This window comes from Maribacter corallii, assembly GCF_047345415.1.
GTDB lineage: Bacteria > Bacteroidota > Bacteroidia > Flavobacteriales > Flavobacteriaceae > Maribacter_C.
Genome location: NZ_JBLFEP010000002.1, coordinates 990,997 through 1,011,636 on the forward strand (window position 1 = coordinate 990,997; position 20,640 = coordinate 1,011,636).

The 20,640-nt window shown below is 43.9% G+C and carries 18 protein-coding genes; 8 read left to right on the top strand and 10 right to left on the bottom strand.

From position 1 onward, the window contains the following. Nucleotides 1-54 precede the first annotated feature (54 nt). From ACKWCA_RS09565 to ACKWCA_RS09575, 3 genes are all read right to left on the bottom strand, one after another. Nucleotides 55-2,292 (bottom strand): hypothetical protein, encoded by a 2,238-nt coding sequence (locus ACKWCA_RS09565; RefSeq protein ID WP_413977957.1) that lies wholly within the window; start codon nt 2,290-2,292, stop codon nt 55-57. 41 nt (nt 2,293-2,333) lie between these two features. Next, entirely contained in the window at nt 2,334-2,714 is a 381-nt protein-coding gene (locus ACKWCA_RS09570; protein ID WP_413977958.1) for a hypothetical protein, read from the bottom strand. Between the two features lie 61 nt (nt 2,715-2,775). Next, the gene (locus tag ACKWCA_RS09575) at nt 2,776-3,948 is read right to left on the bottom strand and encodes a hypothetical protein (protein WP_413977959.1); all 1,173 of its coding nucleotides are present in this window, start codon (nt 3,946-3,948) and stop codon (nt 2,776-2,778) included. A 124-nt stretch (nt 3,949-4,072) separates the two neighbouring features. Between ACKWCA_RS09575 and ACKWCA_RS09580 the strand changes: the two genes are divergently transcribed. The 5 genes from ACKWCA_RS09580 to der all read left to right on the top strand — a co-directional run bounded on the left by ACKWCA_RS09580 (nt 4,073) and on the right by der (nt 10,612). Beyond that, nucleotides 4,073-5,494, top strand: a complete 1,422-nt coding sequence (locus ACKWCA_RS09580; RefSeq protein ID WP_413977960.1) for a serine hydrolase — start codon at nt 4,073-4,075, stop codon at nt 5,492-5,494. Between the two features lie 105 nt (nt 5,495-5,599). After that, a complete protein-coding gene (gene era, locus ACKWCA_RS09585; RefSeq protein ID WP_413977961.1) occupies nt 5,600-6,490 on the top strand; it encodes a GTPase Era in 891 nt (296 codons plus the stop codon). Between the two features lie 222 nt (nt 6,491-6,712). Then, nucleotides 6,713-7,426, top strand: a complete 714-nt coding sequence (locus ACKWCA_RS09590; protein ID WP_413977962.1) for a NeuD/PglB/VioB family sugar acetyltransferase — start codon at nt 6,713-6,715, stop codon at nt 7,424-7,426. Between the two features lie 190 nt (nt 7,427-7,616). Continuing rightward, entirely contained in the window at nt 7,617-9,140 is a 1,524-nt protein-coding gene (locus tag ACKWCA_RS09595) for a choice-of-anchor I family protein (RefSeq protein WP_413977963.1), read from the top strand. A gap of 167 nt (nt 9,141-9,307) precedes the next feature. Further along, complete coding sequence (gene der / locus ACKWCA_RS09600; protein ID WP_413977964.1) at nt 9,308-10,612, top strand: ribosome biogenesis GTPase Der; 1,305 nt, start codon at nt 9,308-9,310, stop codon at nt 10,610-10,612. Nucleotides 10,613-10,687: 75 nt separating this feature from the next. Here der and ACKWCA_RS09605 read toward each other — a convergent pair whose 3' ends face one another. The 5 genes from ACKWCA_RS09605 to ACKWCA_RS09625 all read right to left on the bottom strand — a co-directional run bounded on the left by ACKWCA_RS09605 (nt 10,688) and on the right by ACKWCA_RS09625 (nt 13,880). Next, nucleotides 10,688-11,485 carry a TPM domain-containing protein gene (locus ACKWCA_RS09605; RefSeq protein WP_413977965.1) on the bottom strand — a complete coding sequence of 266 codons (798 nt, stop codon included), beginning with the start codon at nt 11,483-11,485 and terminating at the stop codon, nt 10,688-10,690. Then, on the bottom strand, nt 11,466-11,903 hold the full coding sequence (locus ACKWCA_RS09610) for a TPM domain-containing protein (protein ID WP_413977966.1): 438 nt from the start codon (nt 11,901-11,903) through the stop codon (nt 11,466-11,468). Before ACKWCA_RS09610 ends, ACKWCA_RS09605 begins: the two co-directional genes overlap by 20 nt. Nucleotides 11,904-11,912: 9 nt before the next feature. Continuing rightward, nucleotides 11,913-12,512 (bottom strand): LemA family protein, encoded by a 600-nt coding sequence (locus tag ACKWCA_RS09615; protein ID WP_413977967.1) that lies wholly within the window; start codon nt 12,510-12,512, stop codon nt 11,913-11,915. A 61-nt stretch (nt 12,513-12,573) separates the two neighbouring features. Further along, nucleotides 12,574-12,903: a MerR family transcriptional regulator gene (locus ACKWCA_RS09620; protein ID WP_413977968.1), complete on the bottom strand. Its 330-nt coding sequence runs from the start codon at nt 12,901-12,903 to the stop codon at nt 12,574-12,576. Next, nucleotides 12,903-13,880: a M23 family metallopeptidase gene (locus tag ACKWCA_RS09625; protein WP_413977969.1), complete on the bottom strand. Its 978-nt coding sequence runs from the start codon at nt 13,878-13,880 to the stop codon at nt 12,903-12,905. The genes ACKWCA_RS09620 and ACKWCA_RS09625 overlap by 1 nt, the downstream gene beginning before the upstream one ends. 104 nt (nt 13,881-13,984) lie before the next feature. Here ACKWCA_RS09625 and alaS point away from each other — a divergent pair, with 104 nt between their 5' ends. Beyond that, a complete protein-coding gene (alaS, locus tag ACKWCA_RS09630; RefSeq protein WP_413977970.1) occupies nt 13,985-16,600 on the top strand; it encodes an alanine--tRNA ligase in 2,616 nt (871 codons plus the stop codon). 34 nt (nt 16,601-16,634) lie between these two features. Here the strand turns inward: alaS and ACKWCA_RS09635 are convergent, their stop codons facing one another. Further along, nucleotides 16,635-17,459: a dienelactone hydrolase family protein gene (locus tag ACKWCA_RS09635; protein ID WP_413977971.1), complete on the bottom strand. Its 825-nt coding sequence runs from the start codon at nt 17,457-17,459 to the stop codon at nt 16,635-16,637. A 147-nt stretch (nt 17,460-17,606) separates the two neighbouring features. On the opposite strand from ACKWCA_RS09635, the gene ACKWCA_RS09640 reads away from it, so the two are divergent. Both ACKWCA_RS09640 and ACKWCA_RS09645 read left to right on the top strand, forming a co-directional pair. Beyond that, the gene (locus ACKWCA_RS09640; RefSeq protein WP_413977972.1) at nt 17,607-18,572 is read left to right on the top strand and encodes a GSCFA domain-containing protein; all 966 of its coding nucleotides are present in this window, start codon (nt 17,607-17,609) and stop codon (nt 18,570-18,572) included. Between the two features lie 67 nt (nt 18,573-18,639). Further along, nucleotides 18,640-19,251, top strand: coding sequence for a DUF4230 domain-containing protein (locus tag ACKWCA_RS09645; RefSeq protein WP_413977973.1), 612 nt, complete (start codon nt 18,640-18,642; stop codon nt 19,249-19,251). On the opposite strand, the gene ACKWCA_RS09650 is transcribed toward ACKWCA_RS09645, so the two are convergent. Further along, nucleotides 19,241-20,536, bottom strand: a complete 1,296-nt coding sequence (locus tag ACKWCA_RS09650) for a glucuronyl esterase domain-containing protein (protein WP_413977974.1) — start codon at nt 20,534-20,536, stop codon at nt 19,241-19,243. The two genes, ACKWCA_RS09645 and ACKWCA_RS09650, sit on opposite strands and share 11 nt — an antisense overlap. Nucleotides 20,537-20,640: the final 104 nt, after the last annotated feature.

A 20,640-nucleotide genomic window follows, 5' to 3' on the forward strand; every position in this document is an offset into this window, starting at 1 on the left:
CGGTTATAAAATTTTCTCTATCTAACTCCTTTTTATGTCGATTAAATTCATCATTTAATTAAAAATGGGAGTAATCGCTATGGTTACCGGCTCTATGGTTACTGAATTCACGAATTCTTGGGCCTTGGCTTCAGCTTGCCCCTCATTACAGCTGTTGAAAATTCGAATACTGCCTACGCCCGTGGTAAAGCTCAAAAGTCCGTCACCGAGGTCTCCAACATTCAATGTGATTTCATCATTCACCAGTCCATTGCTTCGGGTAATGATTCCTTTATATCCTATGGCACCATCGACCGCTTCGAATGCGGCTCGGTATGGTACAGGGCTGAACGCTTGAAAACCGATATCATTGGGACAGGTCGAATCGGGGATTTCCCTGAAATTGGGCTGCCTTTCAAAAGGTACTGTAAATGATTCACAGGTTTTGATATTGTTGACGGTCATTTTGTCGCGCCCTGCTTCGGTAAGTACCCCTGTCATTTTGTTTCTGAAATATAGCACTACCGTGACGGTCTCGGGGTTGTTGCCGTTTCCTAAATCAGATTCCAAAGCAGTACTGATATACGAAACAAAGTTGTTTTTTGAGACGATGGATACTCCAAAATTATTGGCGTCATCCCCAATATCCTGAACTCTTCCTCCGAATTTGTTGCTAGTACTCCAATGAAATTCGAATTCTTCGACTTCTGGGTCGAAATCGGTAATAACGGTTACCCGCAGTTCTGTGGCCTCTCCTAGGCATAGTTCGACATTATCTTGTTGCATTTCAACCACAGCATCAATTGATTTTACCGACCAGCTTTCAAAGTTGAAGGCTTCGGTACGCAGATTGCCAAAGTTCGCTCGGGTGTTGGTCGCCTTGATATTTTGGTCTATCGTACGCAAGATGACCTTTGTTCTGTCCAATCCGGTTTCGATAAGTTCTTGACTCTGAATGAATGTGTTTGGGAATTCCCCGTTTCCGGAAAGCGTCTGGTATACTTCCTGGAGCAGGTTCCTTAGATCGTTGCTAAGCCTGATATCATCATAGAGTGCCGGTAAGAATAGTTTGGTGGCTTCCTTGAATTCATTTTGGATGACCCGCTGCATTACATCGGGATATTGCTCTAAAACGGGAAGAACACTATTGACCAGCGCGGCTTCCTTAGTACTCCCGAAAGGAGGCAACAGCGATTTGTTTCCACCGACATCGAGTAAGGTCGGAAGGAAGTAGTCAAGTATATAGGTCTTTTTGGTCAAATCGGTATAGATGCGCAATTCTTCTGCCGTCATGTTCCTTGCGTCTGCACGATCAAGGCCCGAGCCGATAAGAACTACCTCGTATTCAGCTACGAACTCGGTTGCCGGGTTTACCGGAAGTAAGATCGGCCCGGAGTCGGAGGCATTGTCAATTGATGCCTGTTGTGTGCTGATTTGTGCTAGTGGACTGCCAACTTCCAATTCGGCAATTTGATTTAACTTACCGGTTTCCAATTCAAAATTCCCCACCGGATTGTCCAAATAATTCGCGATGTCCATGACATTGCCATTTCGGTCCGTAACGGATTTTTTATAGATAACAACTTCCGACCGGCGTGGAAGGGCGTTTTGAAGTCTGATATGTGTAGAGTCCACACTGGAGAGGGTAACACCACTTTTCGTGGCGTCATCCTTGAAGAATATCCTGGCTGATGACAGATTCGTATCCGTTTTTTTAGCTGTGATTTGGCTGACTGTCGTTTCGAGTGCCGAAGTATACGTTCCGGCGCTATACATCATGGGGTCTTGTACAAAAAGATCCGTGATGCCGCTTACAAGACTGCTAAAACTGGGTAGTTTTCGCACATTGTCCAGAAAGGCCTTTTTTCCGCTTTCCGGAAGTAGGTAATAATCAAGGGCATAGTACAGCATTACTTCGGCCGTGGTCTCTAGGTTCAACTCTTTGCGATTGTCGGAGAGAAATCCGGCCAACAACACATTGTTCGAATCGTCAAGAAGGTACCCAAGTTCATAACTACCCGTGTTTATGGGAACTTCCGTAGCGACACCGTTTGTCAATGTAATCGTTTTTCCTAACGATTGGAAGGTGGTCGACATGAGGTTGACGTCGCTCTCGGCCGGAAGGCTCACCACCACATCTGCCATCTGAAATCCTCCTGTTGTAGGTGTTTCTGGTTCATCTGGATTCTCCGGGTCTTTTGGTTCTTCTTTTTGAACGGGGTCGACCACGGTATCGATGGGGTCATCCGAACTGCAACCAAAGGGGAGAACCCATAAAATCAATAAGGTTAAAATGTATGTTGTGCGTTTCATAGTGTGTTTTTTGTTGATTATTTCCAATAGGCTTCAAGCTATCAGTTTCTATTTCCTTCCCAGGTTCCTGAAATCTGATCCGCAGAGTTTTCCCATTCCCCGGAACCCGAATTCTCTGTGAAGGTGCCCGTATAGGTTGCCCCATTTGCAGCAGAACCAGCGGTGGCCCTAAAATCACCACTGGTATCTACCTTGCCGTTTATATCTAAAAACCCTTGGAGGTTCGCTGAAAATACTTCTCCGGAAACGGAACCGCTGTTACTGATGGTAATAGACCATGTTCCACTGTCGCCGCCAGAAAAGGTGCCTGACCATTCTCCGGCAAAAGGTACGTTTATGACTTCATCGTTATCATTCGAACATGCGGTTACGAGCATGCTCATGACTATGAAAATGGAAAGTTTGATTGCTGTTTTCTTCATAAGTATCTGTTATTTTAAGTGGTACGCTTTAGCTTCAATTGTGATGGTTTGTTCTTCTTTTTTAGTAGTCTTCCCAAACCTTTGACCATTCCGTATGGTTTAAAGAGTTATCCGCATTTGGGTTAAAGAATAAGTCATTGCTATTGATGTAATTGCCATCATTATCCATCCAGGTTTCTTGCGCACCTGCCTCTATTTGATAGCTATTTCCATTAGGGTGGGTTACGGTTTCTTCACCATGGATCATGTTTACGAAGTTCTGTTGCCCAGCACTACTTCCACTTCCGAAATTACGGTTCATAAAAGAGGCATGACTGGCATCTTGCGCGGCCCAAATACCTTGCATTTTTTGTTGATGGGCATTAAAACTGGCTTGTCGTTGCGCCATACGTTGTTGGTGGGCAAGGGCCGATTGTTGCATTCGTGCTTCCGAGGCCTGTGCCTGGCGTCGTGTATCCTCTTTCCGTTTGGCCGAGAGTTGGGCCATGTAATTGTCCCATTCGGTGGTAGGTTCACTATCAAGATTGGCCTTGATAAAATCAGCTACATTTTGATCGAAGTCATTGGAGTTTGAGATAAGTACATCGGTGGAGTACATCCAGGCGATTATTGATTGTCCGTTGTCAGTAGATTGGGTCATTTTCCCATGGTTCAGAACAACAAGGGCTTTTTGCCCTTGGCTGTTTTTCCAGATAGTACCGCTAATACTGATATCCATTGGTGCACTTGTATTTTTTCTAGCCGCTTTAAGCGCCTTTTGCTCTAGACCGGGAAAAGTCTTGGAGCTTTCATAGGAGAAGCCTTTACTTTGAAGTTTCGGGGCGATCTCAGATTGTGCCAATTGCTGTGGGCTCAACAATTTTTTCACATTGCTTTTACCTGAATTGCGCATCATTTGTTCAATCTGGGGACTGGTACTGGCGTAATGCATTTTCATCGGTGTATTGAAGGCTTGCATGCCATCGGAATCTTTGATCTGATAGCGAAAGGCGGGAATGATGGGGTCGATTTTGTATTCGGCCTTCGTTTGGATTTCCCAATCGGAAGGATAGGTCGCTGTGGAGACCAATAGCCCTGATTTGGGATCTTTGAATTCATAGGTCTTTTTGGAGTTTCCGAATAAGGAGAAAGAAGTATCGGTCGAACTGGTTTGAGCGGCTTCTTTATCACTGCTGCCACAGGCCTTCAGAATAATTGCCATAGCTATGAAGAGGATTATCTTTGTCGTTTTCATGAGTATCTGTTTTACGGGTTACACTAGGGTATCGCAGAAAAGAAAAAATGTCATCAAGAAATTTTTAGTGATGACATTTTTGAACCTTTGCGATATGAGCATAGAACCCTTAAAAAAAGATGGAATGAAACACCAAAAACAACTTGTATTACTATTGCTCTCTTTGCTCTTGTTCAATTGTAGCAAGGATAACACTCCAGAGCCTGTGAAGGTTATGGAAGTCATCTCGCCTCCAGAGGAAACCACCTTATCAAGTGCCAAGGAGTTAATCGAGTTTTCGGTGACTTCGGCCAATAACCCTGATTTACGCATTGATGGCGATGTACAACAAACGGGAACAAGTTTGAAGCTGTTTTTCCCTTTTGGAATGGATCTTTCCCAACTAAAAGTTTCATATCAGGTGTCCGATAAGGCCAAATTGAAGGCCGATGGCAATGAGGTCAGCAACAACAGTACTGCTCTCGATTTCTCATCGCCCGTGACCCTTACCGTTGAAGCGGAAGACGGTTCTACAAAAGACTATAGCCTGACAGCCGAGGCGAACTTTGCGAATATCGATAGCGCTATTCAAGAACTAATGGAAACCAACAATGCGCCAAGCATGCAATTGGCCATTACCAAAGGGGAAAAACTGGTCTATCAAGCCCATTACGGCACTGCAGATCTATCCAATACCGAACAAGTTACCGATGAATCGGTATATAGGATCGCGAGTGTCTCAAAGGTCGTTACGGCGATTGCCATTCTAAAAATGAAGGATGATGGGCTCTTGGATTTTGATGACACGGTATTTGGGGGGAATGGAATTTTAGGAACCGATTTTGGAAACCCTCCGTATAAAACCAATATTGAGAATATTACAGTGCGCCATTTGCTTGACCATACCTCAGGTTTCACGAATAACCCGAACGATCCTTTCTTCGTCAATTACGACTGGAGTTTACAAGAATTGATAGATGACGTAATCGACAATCGCAATTTGGCAACCGTGCCCGGCCAGACCTATTACTACAGCAATTTCGGGTATTGTATGTTGGGACGAATCATTGAAAAACTATCTGGGATGACCTACGAGAATTATGTGAAGCAGAAGATACTCGCTCCTTTGGGCATTCAAGAAATGAACATCGGTAAGAACGGTATGGAAAATAAGTTGCCGAATGAAGTGGAATACACGGTACAAGAAGCTTTTAGTGCCTATGCCTACAATATTGAGCGAATAGATGCCCTTGGTGGATGGACGGCCAGCGCCACCGATTTGACGAAGTTCTTGATTGGCATTGATCGACAAGCTGGTGTTTCCGATATTGTTTCGCCAGCCGCTATGACGGGTAGTTATTTTATGTTCGACGAATGGGTTTTCTTCGGGTCGTTGCCAGGCACCTCGGCCGTCGTGGGTAGGCTTAATGAAGAGTTTAATTATTCCATAGTGACCAATACGAGGTTGATTCCCATAACATTGAACCAAAAAATGTACGAGACCATGAAAGCCGAGATTTTGGCACGTAGTTCTTGGCCAAACTATAACTTATTTGAGTTAGATTGAGCACTACCGTATCGGGGGAACTCGGTAGTGCAATAAAAAGGCGGGAACTCCCGCCTTTTTCATTTAGAAAAGGTCGGGAAGAGTTCATAGTTGTATCTTTGAATTATGGACAAAAATCATAGATCAGGCTTTGTTAACATCATTGGTAACCCGAATGTGGGCAAGTCTACCTTGATGAATGCCTTTGTCGGCGAAAAGTTGTCGATTATAACGTCTAAAGCGCAAACCACGCGCCATCGCATTTTGGGTATTGTCAATGGTGCCGATTTTCAGGTCATCCTTTCGGATACCCCGGGTATCATAAAGCCCGCTTACGAACTTCAGAATTCGATGATGAATTTCGTGAAATCGGCCTTTGAAGATGCGGATGTCTTACTATATATGGTCGAGATAGGAGAGAAGGCCTTGAAAGACGAGGCTTTTTTCGAGAAAATCTCAACGAGCAAGGTGCCGGTTTTGTTGTTGTTGAACAAAATCGATACTGCAACCCAAGAATTGTTAGAAGAACAAGTGCAATACTGGCAAGAACAATTGCCCAATGTGGAGTTACACCCTGTTTCGGCCTTGTCTAATTTCAATGTTAAAAATGTATTCGAACGAATTTTGGAACTACTTCCCACAGCGCCCCCATACTACCCTAAAGATCAACTGACCGACAAGCCAGAACGTTTTTTCGTCAACGAGACGATACGCGAAAAAATACTGCTGCACTACAAGAAAGAAATACCCTACGCGGTCGAAATCGATACGGAAGAATTTTTCGAAGATGAAGCTATCATTCGTATGCGGTCGGTAATTATGGTAGAGCGCGATTCTCAAAAGGGAATCATTATTGGCCATAAGGGAAGTGCCCTGAAACGTGTGGGAATAGAGGCTAGAAAAGACCTCGAAAAGTTCTTCGGTAAACAGGTACATCTTGAGCTCTATGTGAAGGTGAATAAGAACTGGAGAAGCAACGAAAGACAACTAAAACGTTTTGGATATAATCAAAAATAGAGCAGTACTGATCCAATAGCTCATGTTTTCCCGTACATATTATAGCGTCATCGAACAGATTTAAAAAAAGTGCAATAAATCTGAGGTTTAATAGTTCTCTAGATGAAGGCGATGAAATAGACTGAAAAAACATTTCAACGAAAAAAGAGGACTTATTAACAATTTACAGATTACTTTTTTTATATTTGAATCATCGATGAAATGCATAAAAGCCCCGATTAAATGCAGAACATAGTTATTTTTGGAGCCTCCGGACATGGAAGTGTAGTCCTTGACTGCATTGAAAAAGAGGCAAAGTACAAGGTTGTTGGCTTTGTAGATTCTTTCAAAAAGAAAGGAACTGAGGTAAATGGCTATGAGGTACTTGGCAGTGAATACGACCTACCGCTGCTAATCGATAAATACCAGATTTATGGTGGAATCGTTGCTATTGGAGATAACTGGACACGTAATCTAGTCGTGGACAGAATTCTGAAAATCGTACCTGAATTCAACTATGTAAGTGCGGTACACCCCAATGCTCAGGTAGGTAAAGACGTGCAAATCGGTCGTGGCTCTGTTGTAATGCCCGGTGTTACGATCAATGCAAATGCGATTATCGCAAATCACTGCATCTTAAATACCAATTCTTCTTTAGACCACGATGGTTTTATGAATAATTTCTCAAGTTTGGCCCCCAATGTATGTGTGGGGGGCAATTTTATCTTAGGAATGGGTTCTGCCATCTGCTTGGGCACCAACGTTATCGAAAATATTACGGTTGGTGAACATTCTGTTGTAGGAGCGGGATCGTTGCTCGTAGGCAATGTGTCCGATTGTGTCGTCGTTTACGGAGCGCCTGCCAAGATGGTGAGAAAACGTATTCCTAGTGAACCATACCTGTCAGGTAATAAAAATCCTTCTTCGGTAATTCCCTTGTTGGCCAAGGAAATTTGATTTCCTTTTTTTCAGAAGAAAAGCAAACATAATACTCCGATTCAAATTTCGAGGAGTAGTCCTCAGTTAACAGTATCAAAACTTTCATAACCTTAGTTTTTCATTTTACTAAACGTTCGTTGTTTTTAGCCTAACTTTTGATTTAAGTGGGAAACTCATCTTTGGAGTTAACTAAAAACTGATCTGTAAGATGAAAAAAACCCAGATGCTATCCGTTGCGGCCGCAGCCCTATTCCTTTCTTCATGCGAATTAATAGATGATTTTATTGGTGATCCGGTTCAGCCATCATCCGCGCTAAAATTCACAAAAGTTACTGCCTTTTCCAACGGTTCCGGAGACGAGGGCTTCGCCGAAATAAGTGCTTATGACCAAAAGACCAAAAAACTCTTTGTCGTCAATCCGAACGAGACCGAGGTTTCGGTATGGGACATTTCAAACCCCCAATCAGCTAGTAAGCTGTCGGGAATTGCCCTACCCGCAACACCGAATAGTGTCGCCGTAAGGGATGGCTTGTTGGCCATTGCTGTCGAAAATCAAGATAAGCAGGCCGATGGTAGTATCATTACCTATGATACGGAGACTATGGTAGCCCAAAACACTTACCCTGCAGGAGCCTTACCTGATATGGTCACTTTCAGTCCGGATGGAAAGTATATTGTCGCGGCCAACGAAGGAGAGCCCAATGATGACTATACGATAGATCCCGAAGGGAGTATCACCGTGGTCGATGTAGAAAAGAATCAGGTGAATACTCTTTATTTCTCCCAGTTCAACGGAACTGTAGTGGGAAATGATTTTCGAGTTTTCGGTCCCAATGCATCGCTTTCCATGGACGTGGAACCAGAGTATGTGGCCATCAGTGACGATAGCAAGTATGCCTACATCGCCTTGCAAGAGAATAATGGTATGGCAGTAGTCGATTTGAAGGCCATGACCATTAGTCAACTTTTCGGCTTAGGCGTCAAGGACTTTACAAAAAACGGCAACACGATGGACGCTAGTAATCGGGATAATATCATCGGCAACTTCAAGAACTGGCCCGTGTTGAGTTTTTACCAACCCGATGCCATTACCTATGCTACTATAGACGGTGGTGGGTATATCATTTCGGCCAACGAAGGTGATGCCCGAGACTATGATGGCTATTCCGAAGAAGAACGGGTCAAGGACCTACTTTTAGATCCGGTTGTTTTTCCAAACGCAGGGGAATTGCAGAAAGATGAAAACCTTGGAAGGCTGAAAACGACAACCGCCAATGGTGATATTGACGGAGATGGGGATTTTGACCGGATTTATGGATATGGAGGTCGTTCGTTTACCATCTGGAATACCCATGGGGGACTGGTCTATGACAGTGGTGATGATATCGGACGAAGAACCTTCGAAATCAATGCCACGCTATTCAACAATGATGAGGGTGAGGCAGATGGTCGAAGTGATGACAAAGGTTCCGAACCTGAAGCAGTAGCTACACTTGAACTGGAAGATGGGTCCGTTCTTCTCTTCGTGGGCCTCGAAAGAACTGGTGGCGCCATGGTATATGACATTAGCAATCCCTATGCGCCGGAATTTGTCGAATGGCTTGTCGATGCTTCTGATGTCGGGCCTGAAGGGTTATTGGTTATTCCTGCAAAGGAATCCCCCTCTGGTGAAAACCTCCTAGTACTCACGCATGAGGTCTCCAATACCATTTCCATTTACGAAATAAAATAGTATTTGTTACAAGTAGTATGGCCCCTAGGTTGCTAATGGAAGAGCCTAGGGGCCTTTTTTTACACCCAACCTGTTGATTGTTTTTACTTTGCAAAAGACGTTCCTTAAACCAAAACACTTAACTTCAATAAAATAGAATTACTTTTGCACCTCAAAAAATAAATGGGATGAGTGCTATTGTCGCTATCGTTGGAAGGCCAAATGTGGGCAAATCTACTTTCTTTAATCGTTTGATTCAACGAAGGGAAGCCATTGTTGATGCCGTAAGTGGGGTCACCCGTGACCGTCATTATGGAAAAAGCGACTGGAACGGAAAGGAGTTCTCCTTGATCGATACCGGGGGGTATGTACTTGGGAGTGAGGATATTTTTGAGCAAGAAATCGATAAACAGGTAGAGTTAGCGATTGAAGAAGCGGATGCGATTATCTTTATGGTCGATGTTGAGGCAGGGGTAACCGGAATGGATGAAGACGTGGCCAAGCTATTGCGTCGTGTTGATAAACCGGTATTTCTGGCGGTGAATAAGGTGGACAATGCCAAACGTGGCGAAGATGCCGTGGAGTTTTATTCCTTGGGACTTGGCGATTATTTTTCCCTTTCCAGCATCAACGGCAGTGGAACCGGTGAACTTCTTGATGCCTTGGTCGAGGTATTGCCCGAAAAGGAAGCCGAAGAAAGCGATTTGCCGAGATTTGCGGTCGTCGGACGACCCAATGCCGGCAAGTCATCTTTTATCAATGCGCTGATAGGGGAAGAGCGTTATATCGTTACTGATATCGCAGGAACTACGAGAGACAGCATCGACACCAAATACAATCGTTTCGGGTTCGAATTCAATTTGGTCGATACGGCAGGAATCCGCAGAAAGGCCAAAGTGAAGGAAGATCTGGAGTTCTATTCGGTAATGCGGTCGGTTCGCGCCATTGAGCATAGTGATGTGTGTCTGTTGTTGCTTGATGCCAGCCGTGGCTTTGATGGGCAGGTATCCAATATTTTTTGGTTGGCGCAGCGGAATAACAAGGGTATCGTCATTTTGGTCAATAAATGGGATTTGGTAGAAGACAAAGAGACCAATACCATGAAACAGTACACCCAAAAAATTAAAAAAGCGATTGAGCCTTTTGTCGATGTGCCTATTCTTTTTATATCCGTATTGACCAAGCAGCGTATTTACAAGGCTATTGAAACCGCGGTGGAAGTCTTTAAAAATAGAAGTAATCGTATTTCAACGAGTAAGTTGAACGATACGATGCTTCCCATAATTGAAAACTATTCGCCTCCGGCCTATAAAGGCAAATACGTAAAGATCAAGTTCTGTACACAATTGCCGACGCCTTATCCGCAGTTCGCTTTCTTCTGTAATTTACCCCAGTATGTGCGCGAACCGTATAAACGATACTTGGAAAATAAACTACGGGAACAATTCGATTTTTCAGGAGTACCTATTTCGATTTTCATGCGAAAGAAGTAGTTTTGTTAAGCGTTAAGCTCTAGGTCTTGGATATTTGATATTTCATAGGAAAAGGACTAGGTAACCTCCAAACCATCACCACCCTCCAGAAGCACCTCCGCCACCGAAGCCACCACCACCAAAACCGCCTCCGAAGCCTCCAGAACCGCCACCGAAGCCCCCGCCAGAACCGAAACCGCCACTAGAACCACTACTTCTTCCCATATTACTGAGGATGATGATATCCCAAAGATCGAGTCCGCTAGAACGTCCTCCGCCATTACGGCCACCTCCTCTTCGATTGCGACGTGAGAGAATAATCAAAATAACAAAGAAGATGATAAAAGGGAGGAGCGTATCCAAAGGAAAGTCCTGTTGGTCAGAGAAGTCACGAGTCTCCTTGAATTCACCGTTCAACACCTGAAAAATGGCATCTGCACCCGCATTCAGTCCACCATAGTAATCATCTTGTCGAAATCGGGGCACGATCACATTGTCGATAATACGTTTTGACATGGCATCGGTGAGGGCAAACTCAACACCTTGACCTGTATTGATGGCGATTCTTCGATCATCCTTTGCCAAGAGTATCAGTACGCCATTGTCTTTATCCGCTTGCCCGATACCCCATTTTTGACCCCATTGGGCCCCGAGATAGTTGATGTTTTCTCCTTCTGTCGAACGAATAATAGCGATTACGATCTGCGTGGAAGTACTGTCCGAATAACGGATGAGTTTTTGTTCTATAGTATTCTTCCGATCTGCGGATAGTAGATTGATATAGTCATAAACGCTGGTTTCCTTTTCCGGTTTTGGAGGAATTTGAAACTGCGCGAGGGCCAATCCACAGAAAAAGAAGACGATGAGGTGTAAATTAACCTTTAGATACCTCATTGCTCAGTTCATTTAGATCCCCATGCTGCCATGGAAAGTGTGCTTCAAGTTCTTTTCCCGCATTAAGGATTCCTGCTATGATGCCCTGTTTGAAATTACCTTGGTGAAAATGCTCTTGAATGATATCTTTGGTCGTATTCCAAAAGTCTTGGGGTACCGCCTTGTCAATACCGCGGTCACCGTAAATTACAAACTTTCGATCATTGACCGCCACATAGAGAAGTACCCCATTTTCATCTTTGGTGTTGTCCATTTTAAGCAGGTGAAAAACCTCTTTGGCACGCTCAAAATGGTCAAGTCTTGTATGGGATTCGATATGCACCCGAATTTCACCGGAGGTATTTTTTTCGGCCTCCAGTATGGCCTGAACAATGTCTTGTTCTTCCTCCTCGCTTAAAAATTTTTCGACGCGCGACATGAAGATCGATTATTGAAAATCGAAATCTACGTCGGGTGCGTTTTCAGAGCCGGGGTCGGCCGAGTAGCGGGCCATTTCTTCGAAACCGAATAGGCCTGCCAACAGTTTTCCGGGGAATTTGGTGGTATGAATATCGTAGATGTTCACCTGCTCATTGAAGCGATCGCGTGCCACATTGATCCGGTTTTCCGTGCCCTCTAACTGTGATTGCAGATCTAGGAAATTTTGATTGGCCTTCAATTCGGGATAGCGCTCCACAACGACCATCAACTTGCTCAATGCACCCGTCAAGCCACTCTGTGCCTGTTGAAAGGCAGCCATGTTCTGAGGAGTTAGGTTGTTGGCATCAATGGAAGTCGAAGTGGCTTTTGCCCTGGCCTCGATGACATCTTTCAGTGTACCTCTTTCAAAATCAGCAGCTCCTTGAACGGTCTTGACCAAATTGCCTATTAAATCGTTTCTGCGCTGGTACGAGCTTTCGACATTCGACCAAGCGGTTTTGGCATTTGCCTCATAAGTGACCGCAGTATTATTAAAACCCACGGCCCATTGGTACAATCCTATTCCGAGAATCGCAACAACAATCAGTACAATCAATCCTTTTTTCATAATCAGTGTTGTTTAATGTCATTCTTGCCGAAACAAGAATTTCTAGTGTTTACAATGGTATTTATAGTTGTTCTTTGATTTTTACAAGTTCGGCCCGCACGCGCTGAAGTTTATCGATAATATCGAAATTGGTAAGGGTCTTTTGCTTGCTTTCCTTTAGATGGGTCTTGGCCCCTTCGAGCGTGAAGCCACGTTCTTTTACGAGGTGATAGATAAGCTTGAGGTTTTTGATATCCTCAGGGGTGAATTTTCGGTTGCCCTTGGCATTTTTTTTTGGCTTTAACGCATCGAACTCTTTTTCCCAAAAACGGATCAGCGATGTATTGACATCAAAAGCCCTGGCGACTTCACCAATACCGTAATAGCGTTTTTCGGGTAGCTCTACTTGCATTAGTCCAGCGATTGATTTTCTTGATTTGCGTATTTCAGCATGTTCTCGAATTCCTCGGCGGTCAAACTGCCATAGTAGAAATTGATGGGATTGATCTTTTCCTTGTCCTTGAATACTTCATAGTGCAGGTGAGGCGCCTCCGATCGTCCGGTACTGCCCACAAACCCGATCAAATCACCTCGTTTCACTTTTTGACCCCTCTTGACGTTGTACTTGCTCAAATGGGCATAAAGACTAAGATAGCCATAGCCATGATCGATTCGGATATGCTTTCCGTACCCAGAGGAATTATTATCGGCCCTGGTCACTTTGCCATCTCCTGAGGCATAGATGGGCGTACCCTTTGGCGCTGTGAAATCCATACCCCAATGCATTTTTCTTGCCTTAGTGAAGGGGTCGGAACGCCAACCATAACCTGAGGCCATTCGGGTGAGTTCATCATTGTTGATGGGCTGTATGGCCGGAATGGCAGCTAACAGTTTTTCTTTTTCAGCGGCCAATTTTGTAATCTCATCCAAAGACTTTGATTGAATGGTCATTTGTTTCTTGATGATATCCAAACGTTTGGTCGTAGCAATGACCATTTCCGAATTGTTGAAACCTTCGAGTGATTTATAGCGGTTGATACCTCCAAACCCGGCACGACGTTGTTCTTCAGGTATCGGATTTGCTTCAAAGTAAAGCCTGTAAATATTATTGTCGCGGTCCTCGATATTGGCCAGTACATATTCGATTTGCTCCATTTTCCTGTTGAGCAGTTCAAACTGAAGTTCGTAGTTTTTCAGTTCGCGGGCCAGAGAAAGTTCTCTAGGCGTGTTGATCAAATTGGTGTTCAGAAGTAAAATCAATCCTAAAAGTCCAAAAAGCAAAGAGCCCAGAAAAAACAAAGCAATATTTCGATAGCGGCGCGATTTATTGGTCTCTATCTTTCGGTAAGAGAGCGTGTCCGGATCGTAATAGTACTTTACTTTAGACATGAATGTATTTTATTCTATTTTTGTGCATTCGTTTTAACAGAACAAACAAATATAAAAATTGTTTTGTACAAACCGTTAATTTTTGTCAAACCTTAGCATTTTCTATGAATTCCAAAGAAATCAGGAAGCGGTTTTTGAACTTTTTCGAAGGGAAAGAACATAAGATCGTGGCCTCTGCGCCCATGGTCATCAAAGATGATCCCACCTTGATGTTCACCAATGCCGGAATGAACCAATTCAAGGAGTTTTTTCTTGGGAACACGAGTTCAAAACACAAGCGTATCGCGGATAGCCAAAAGTGCCTTCGCGTAAGCGGAAAGCACAATGATCTGGAGGAGGTAGGCAAAGATACCTATCATCATACGATGTTCGAGATGCTGGGGAATTGGAGTTTTGGTGATTACTTTAAAAAAGAAGCCATAGCATGGGCCTGGGAGTTTCTCACCGAGGTCTGTGAAATCGATAAGGATAGTCTCTATGTTTCCGTTTTTGAAGGAAGTGATGATGCCGATGATCTAGCAATGGATTCGGAAGCTTTTGATTTATGGAAGGCCATCGTGCCCGAAGACCGCATCATCATGGGCAATAAAAAGGACAACTTTTGGGAGATGGGTGATCAGGGCCCATGCGGACCTTGTTCGGAAATACATGTCGATATTCGTTCGAAGGAAGAAAAGGCCAAAGTACCTGGAGCTTCTTTGGTGAACGAAGACCATCCGTTGGTTGTTGAGATATGGAACCTGGTCTTCATGCAATACAACAGAAAGGCGGACGGAAAGTTGGAAACCTTGCCTGCAAGGCACGTCGATACCGGAATGGGTTTCGAACGACTTTGTATGGTGCTACAAAATGTGGAATCGAACTACGACACGGATGTTTTTACCCCGATAATTCGTGAAATAGAGACGATCACGAATTCGAAATACGGCCAAGCCGAGGATACCGATATCGCGATTCGGGTTATCGCAGACCATATCAGGGCGGTCTCCTTTTCTATTGCGGATGGTCAACTGCCCAGCAATACTGGGGCGGGATATGTGATTCGCAGAATTTTACGGAGGGCCATACGTTACGGATTCACTTTTTTGGATACAAAAGGGCCATTCATGTTTCGTTTGGTCAGAGTGCTGACCGATACTATGGGCGATGCCTTTGCAGAGTTAAAGGAGCAGCACCAACTTATCGAGAACGTTATCAAGGAAGAGGAGCATTCGTTCTTGAAAACCTTGGAACAAGGGTTGGTGTTGTTAGATAGCGTTATTGTCAATACCCAAGGGAAACTGGTAGATGGCCGAAAAGCATTTGAACTCTACGACACCTATGGTTTTCCGATCGATCTTACCGCTTTGATTTTGCAAGAAAAGGGGTATGAATTGGACGAAAGCGGTTTTAAGACCGCAATGCAGGAGCAAAAAAGCCGATCGAAATCGGCGTCTCAAATTTCTAAGGAGGATTGGATCGTTCTTCTTGACGATGTGGAGCAAGAATTTGTTGGGTATGATGTCTTGGAAGCTGATGTGACCCTCGTAAAGTATCGGAAAGTGACTTCTAAAAAAGATGGAGAACACTATCAAATGGTATTCAATTTGACCCCGTTTTATGCTGAAGGCGGTGGTCAGGTCGGTGACAAGGGCTATTTGGAATCCCCAAATGGTGATGTCGTCTATATCATCGATACCAAGAAGGAGAACAATGAGGTCGTTCACTTTTCAAAGAACCTTCCCAAGAAGACAGGCGAGACCTTTAAAGCTTCCGTAGATAAAAAACAACGTTGGCGAACCGAGGCGAACCATACAGCTACACACTTGCTGCACCAAGCGTTGCGAGAGGTTCTTGGAACCCATGTAGAGCAAAAAGGGTCGGCTGTACATTCGAAATACCTGCGTTTCGATTTTTCGCACTATGCTAAACTGACTGTTGACGAGTTACGGGAGGTAGAGAACTTCGTCAATGCGCGAATTGCGGGTCAATTGCCTTTTGAGGAAAACAGGAGTGTTCCTATGAAAGAGGCCTTGGCGCAAGGGGCCATGGCTTTATTCGGGGAAAAATATGGAGACGCTGTGCGCACCGTTCGTTTTGGTCAGTCTATTGAACTCTGCGGAGGTACACATGTAAAAAATACCGCTGACATATGGCATTTTAAAATCCGGTCGGAAGGAGCAGTAGCAGCCGGGATCCGTAGAATCGAGGCCATAACCTCCGATGCGGTAAAGGATTTCTATTTTGAGAACAATCGTGTGTTGTATGAAATAAAAGACCTGTTGAATAACGCACAAGATCCGCTGAAAGCCGTTACTTCATTGCAAGAAGAAAACATCAAGCTCAAGAAAGAGGTAGAGCAGTTACTAAAGGACAAGGCGAAGAACCTAAAAGGAGATTTGGTAAACGAACTGGAAGATTGCAACGGGATTCAATTTTTGGCCAAGAAGGTGGATTTGGATGCTGGTGGAATCAAAGACCTTTGCTTTGAGATGGGGCAGAATAGAAACGACCTGTTTTTGCTCTTTGCGACCGAACAGAACGGAAAAGCCCTATTGTCTTGTTACATTTCCAAGGAAGTGGTAGCCGCTAAAGAGTTGAATGCCGGCACCATAGTTCGAGAACTGGGCAAGTTCATTCAAGGTGGAGGTGGAGGACAGCCTTTTTTTGCTACCGCGGGAGGTAAGAATCCCGGTGGTATTGCCGAGGCCTTGTATAAGGTAAAAGAATATCTTCAATAAGACTTGGGATTTTTGAGTCCTAGAAGGTGCTCGTTTATTCGTTCCAAACCGAAGTTTTAAGCCACGAAATGGCATCTTCGAGGTATGGGAGGTAATTACAGGGTTCCCCATGGGTCAAACCTGTGGCTTGTACCAAAGTGACATCACTACCGACACTTAAGGATTGTTCAACATAGGTTTCGGTATTGGTATATGGGAACAATTCATCCAATTCACCCTGGATCGCATATATAGGAATTTCCGTTCTTTGAAGAAGCCCGTTTTCATAGGATAGGCCATATGCCGTAGCCATGGGTATTCCGGCCGAAAACAGTTCGGGGTATTCGTCCGATAAAAACCAACTCCCATTGCCTCCATCACTGTATCCGGTGACAACCACCCTTTCCGAGTCGACCTGTAGATATTTTAGCGCAAAATCAACGAGATTGACGACCTGCCACTGGTTCAACGCATCATACCATAGGAGGCCCTTCGAATTCGGACTTAAGATATATGCCTTCATGTCTTTCAAGGCGGGTTCTATCAAACAAGCCGTTCCCTTATGTGCATCCGCTCTTAGCGTAAGGGCCCCACCATGAAGATTTACGAAGAGCGGAACAGTTTCATTATCCAATACTTCAGGGGCAATGATCCGGAAATCCCAGGTTTGATTGTTCGCAATACGAATTGAAAAATCATTAATGCCCGTTTCAATAGTAAGCTTGGCGAATTCTTCTTCAATTTCTTCAATGGTCAGCGGTGGAAATTCCACAGTTTCAGGAATAGGCACCGTCTTATTCTCCAAAAAGCTATCACTGCAGCCAAGAAGGAGTACGCCGAGATAGGCTAAAAATAGCAGTACTTTTACGTTTTGCTTCATAGGTTGATCGGTGTTGAATGTAGTGAAGATACAATATTCTATCCTAGTGTGTTAGTAGGGAATGTTAATTTAAAAACGGCCATACGCCTATGAATACTCCATAATGAAGATTAAGTTTGTATTTTTCAAGAAGCAGTTTTCATAGCGATGAAATTACAGACCACCATACCGTTGAAACCGGTCATTACTCAGATTGATTATACGAGCGCTATAGTGCTACTGGGGTCCTGTTTTTCCGAAAACATGGGATGCAAATTGGAGTATTTCAAATTTCAGTTGTTGCAAAACCCATTCGGAATTCTGTTTCATCCGCTAGCCATTGAAAAGTTGATTGCAAAAGCCGTTCAAAAGAAAGCATTTTCAGAGGAGGATATTTTCTTTTTAAATGAGCGCTGGCATTGCTTTGATGCGCATTCCGAATTGAGTGACCCGTCTCCAGAAAAATTACTTCAAAAACTAAATCAGGGTCTTCAGGAAACGAATCAGCAAATCAACAGATCAACCCATATCATTATTACACTTGGAACAGCATGGGTGTATCGAAAAAAGGAATCCAACTCGATTGTGGCAAATTGCCATAAAGTTCCGCAACAGGAGTTTTCAAAAGAGTTGTTAAACGTTGAGGAAATTCGGAAGGGTTTAGAAAACATTGTGAACTTGATAGGTTCACTTAATGAAAAAGCGCAAGTAATTTTTACCATTTCTCCTGTTAGACATCTAAAGGATGGGTTTGTGGAAAACCAAAGAAGCAAGGCGCACTTAATAACGGCAATTCATGATTTCCTGTCATTTCGAGCGCAGACGAGCAACTGTACCTATTTCCCATCGTACGAAATCCAAATGGACGAACTTAGAGACTATCGGTTTTATGAAGCTGATATGATTCACCCGAACCAACTAGCTATCGATTATATTTGGGAAAAGTTCAAAACAGTTTGGATTTCCCAAGAAGTATATCCGCTTATGAACAAGGTGGAGGCCGTTCAAAAAGGACTAGAGCACCGGCCTTTTAATCCCGATTCCGAACAGCATCAACAGTTTTTGAAGTCTTTGAACGAGAAAATTAAGTATCTTCAAGACCGGTATTTCCATATGAAATTTATAACTACCTAAAGGCAAACAGGCGCGTGACTTAAGATAGGCCTCATGTCCATTACAGTATAGATAAACCCCCTAGCGTATGAAAAAAGTAGTAGCTGGTATGCTGATTACCTTGTCAGGAGTCCTCATTTTCCGTTCTTGCGCAGCCGATAAAAAGCAGGAATCCATCCTTCAAGAGAATACCATGCTGATTCAACAGCAAATTTCGAATGTTTCGAAGCTGATCGTTACGGAAGGTCATTTTGCGGAAGTATACAACTACAAAGATTCACAAGAATTATTCGGGCCGCTGATTACCGCGGACAAAAAGGCCTTGGTCGTTGTCAATGCCGAAGTAGCTATCGCCTATGATTTGAGCCAAATCGATTTCGTGGTAGACGAGGTGAATAGAACACTTTATGTAAAGAGCATTCCAGAACCCGAAATCAAGATCAGTCCCGATTTTGAATACTATGATGTGACTGCCGATTATCTAAATCCTTTTGGTGCTTCCGATTACAATAAGATCAAGAAGAATATCAATGCTTCTTTATTAAAAAAAATCGAAGCTTCAAACCTAAAAGGGAATGCCCAAAACCGTCTGTTGAGCGAGCTTCAAAAGTTTTATGTGTTGACAAATTCCTTGAATTGGACATTGGTTTATAAAGATCAACCCATCGATAATTTCGAGAAACTCCAGTTCAGGGATTGATGTTGAACATCTTATGGGCCCATATGAGATACTGTTCCCAATCATACTCCGTTACATCATGCTTTCCGGCTCTTAAGTGATAAGCGACTGTGTTTTGTATCGGTTGTTGTATTTCGGGTAGTTGCGCTTCCGAAATTCCCTTTTTATGAAATAGTTCGTATACTTTTGACGTATGGTATGCCGATAAAAACTCCCCTTGGGGGTCTGCCCACTGGTCTTCTTTGGCACTGGCCACATATAAGGGTCTTGGGGCGACGAGCGCGAGCAAGAGGTGTTGATCCACCGGTAGGGCTTCTTCGTTGTTGTTGTACCCCTTGAAATTATGACAAAACCAATGTGGAAATTGGGTGTTGATAACGTTGATGGTCTCTCCGAATCTACGTTTGGACAGCGCCGCTCCGCCACAACCTGAATTATTGCTGATTGCGCCTGCGAACCTTTGGTCACTTGCCGCCGCCCATAACGCCGCCTTGCCCAGACGGGAATGGCCGAACACGATTACTTTTGTCGGATCGATAGCGTCATCCGTAAGTAGGTAATCAAGAGCCTTGCTATACCCAAAGGCCCAAGCCGAAAGACTTCCCCATTCGTCACGTTTCGGTCGCTCTTGTCCTTTTTCGTAAAACAGCGCATGAATACCGTCGTTCATATCACTCTTGTCTGGGTCAATTTCCCCGTAATAGATTGTCGCCAAACCAAAACCTTTTTCGATGATGTTGTCAACCGCCCAACGGTGGGCCCTACCCCCTCGAGAGGCTGCAGTAAGTTTGTGATTGTCGATGTTTAGCGACGCGTTGTTCATTGACCAGGCGTTGGATATCAATACCTCGTCCTCCGCTGTGACGGTGTGATTTCCATGAAAATTATAGCCTAAAAAAATAGGAATGTAAGACACTCCTTTAGGCAGATAAATGAGCAGGGTAAAGCGAATCGATTTTCCATTCTTCAGAAGTGTAATTTCGACCTGCTTTCTCAGGGCTTTTCCGCCCAAGGCGTTATTGCCTTCCTCCAGAGTCTTGAAAGTGACCTTATCAAGCGGCCCGGGGACCTTACCATATACTTTTCTTTCGAAGAATTCATAAACTTCAGGCCTCCGTTTGGTATCCCATTCCTGGGGAATACTGATTCGCTCCCCAGAAAAAGTGGTTAGGGGCTCTGGCACCTTGAATTCAGGTACTTCGGTTTCTTCATAATTGATATCGAATTGGGCAGATGACATAGCGCAGAGAAAAAAGGCGATTGAACATTGAACGAACACTTTCATGTACATGATTTTGAGTCCCATTAAAATACTGTTTTTCCTCGAATTACCGGTATGGAATGGGCGATTACCCTAAAATCGAAACGGTGTTACCCGTACAGTCGCTGAATTGTAGTACATTCATGGGG

Coding starts and splice junctions, on each gene's coding strand:
- ACKWCA_RS09565 (WP_413977957.1), bottom strand. CDS start 2,292: ATGAAACGCACAACATACATTTTAACCTTATTGATTTTATGGGTTCTC.
- ACKWCA_RS09570 (WP_413977958.1), bottom strand. CDS start 2,714: ATGAAGAAAACAGCAATCAAACTTTCCATTTTCATAGTCATGAGCATG.
- ACKWCA_RS09575 (WP_413977959.1), bottom strand. CDS start 3,948: ATGAAAACGACAAAGATAATCCTCTTCATAGCTATGGCAATTATTCTG.
- ACKWCA_RS09580 (WP_413977960.1), top strand. CDS start 4,073: ATGAAACACCAAAAACAACTTGTATTACTATTGCTCTCTTTGCTCTTG.
- era (WP_413977961.1), top strand. CDS start 5,600: ATGGACAAAAATCATAGATCAGGCTTTGTTAACATCATTGGTAACCCG.
- ACKWCA_RS09590 (WP_413977962.1), top strand. CDS start 6,713: ATGCAGAACATAGTTATTTTTGGAGCCTCCGGACATGGAAGTGTAGTC.
- ACKWCA_RS09595 (WP_413977963.1), top strand. CDS start 7,617: ATGAAAAAAACCCAGATGCTATCCGTTGCGGCCGCAGCCCTATTCCTT.
- der (WP_413977964.1), top strand. CDS start 9,308: ATGAGTGCTATTGTCGCTATCGTTGGAAGGCCAAATGTGGGCAAATCT.
- ACKWCA_RS09605 (WP_413977965.1), bottom strand. CDS start 11,485: ATGAGGTATCTAAAGGTTAATTTACACCTCATCGTCTTCTTTTTCTGT.
- ACKWCA_RS09610 (WP_413977966.1), bottom strand. CDS start 11,903: ATGTCGCGCGTCGAAAAATTTTTAAGCGAGGAGGAAGAACAAGACATT.
- ACKWCA_RS09615 (WP_413977967.1), bottom strand. CDS start 12,512: ATGAAAAAAGGATTGATTGTACTGATTGTTGTTGCGATTCTCGGAATA.
- ACKWCA_RS09620 (WP_413977968.1), bottom strand. CDS start 12,903: ATGCAAGTAGAGCTACCCGAAAAACGCTATTACGGTATTGGTGAAGTC.
- ACKWCA_RS09625 (WP_413977969.1), bottom strand. CDS start 13,880: ATGTCTAAAGTAAAGTACTATTACGATCCGGACACGCTCTCTTACCGA.
- alaS (WP_413977970.1), top strand. CDS start 13,985: ATGAATTCCAAAGAAATCAGGAAGCGGTTTTTGAACTTTTTCGAAGGG.
- ACKWCA_RS09635 (WP_413977971.1), bottom strand. CDS start 17,459: ATGAAGCAAAACGTAAAAGTACTGCTATTTTTAGCCTATCTCGGCGTA.
- ACKWCA_RS09640 (WP_413977972.1), top strand. CDS start 17,607: ATGAAATTACAGACCACCATACCGTTGAAACCGGTCATTACTCAGATT.
- ACKWCA_RS09645 (WP_413977973.1), top strand. CDS start 18,640: ATGAAAAAAGTAGTAGCTGGTATGCTGATTACCTTGTCAGGAGTCCTC.
- ACKWCA_RS09650 (WP_413977974.1), bottom strand. CDS start 20,536: ATGGGACTCAAAATCATGTACATGAAAGTGTTCGTTCAATGTTCAATC.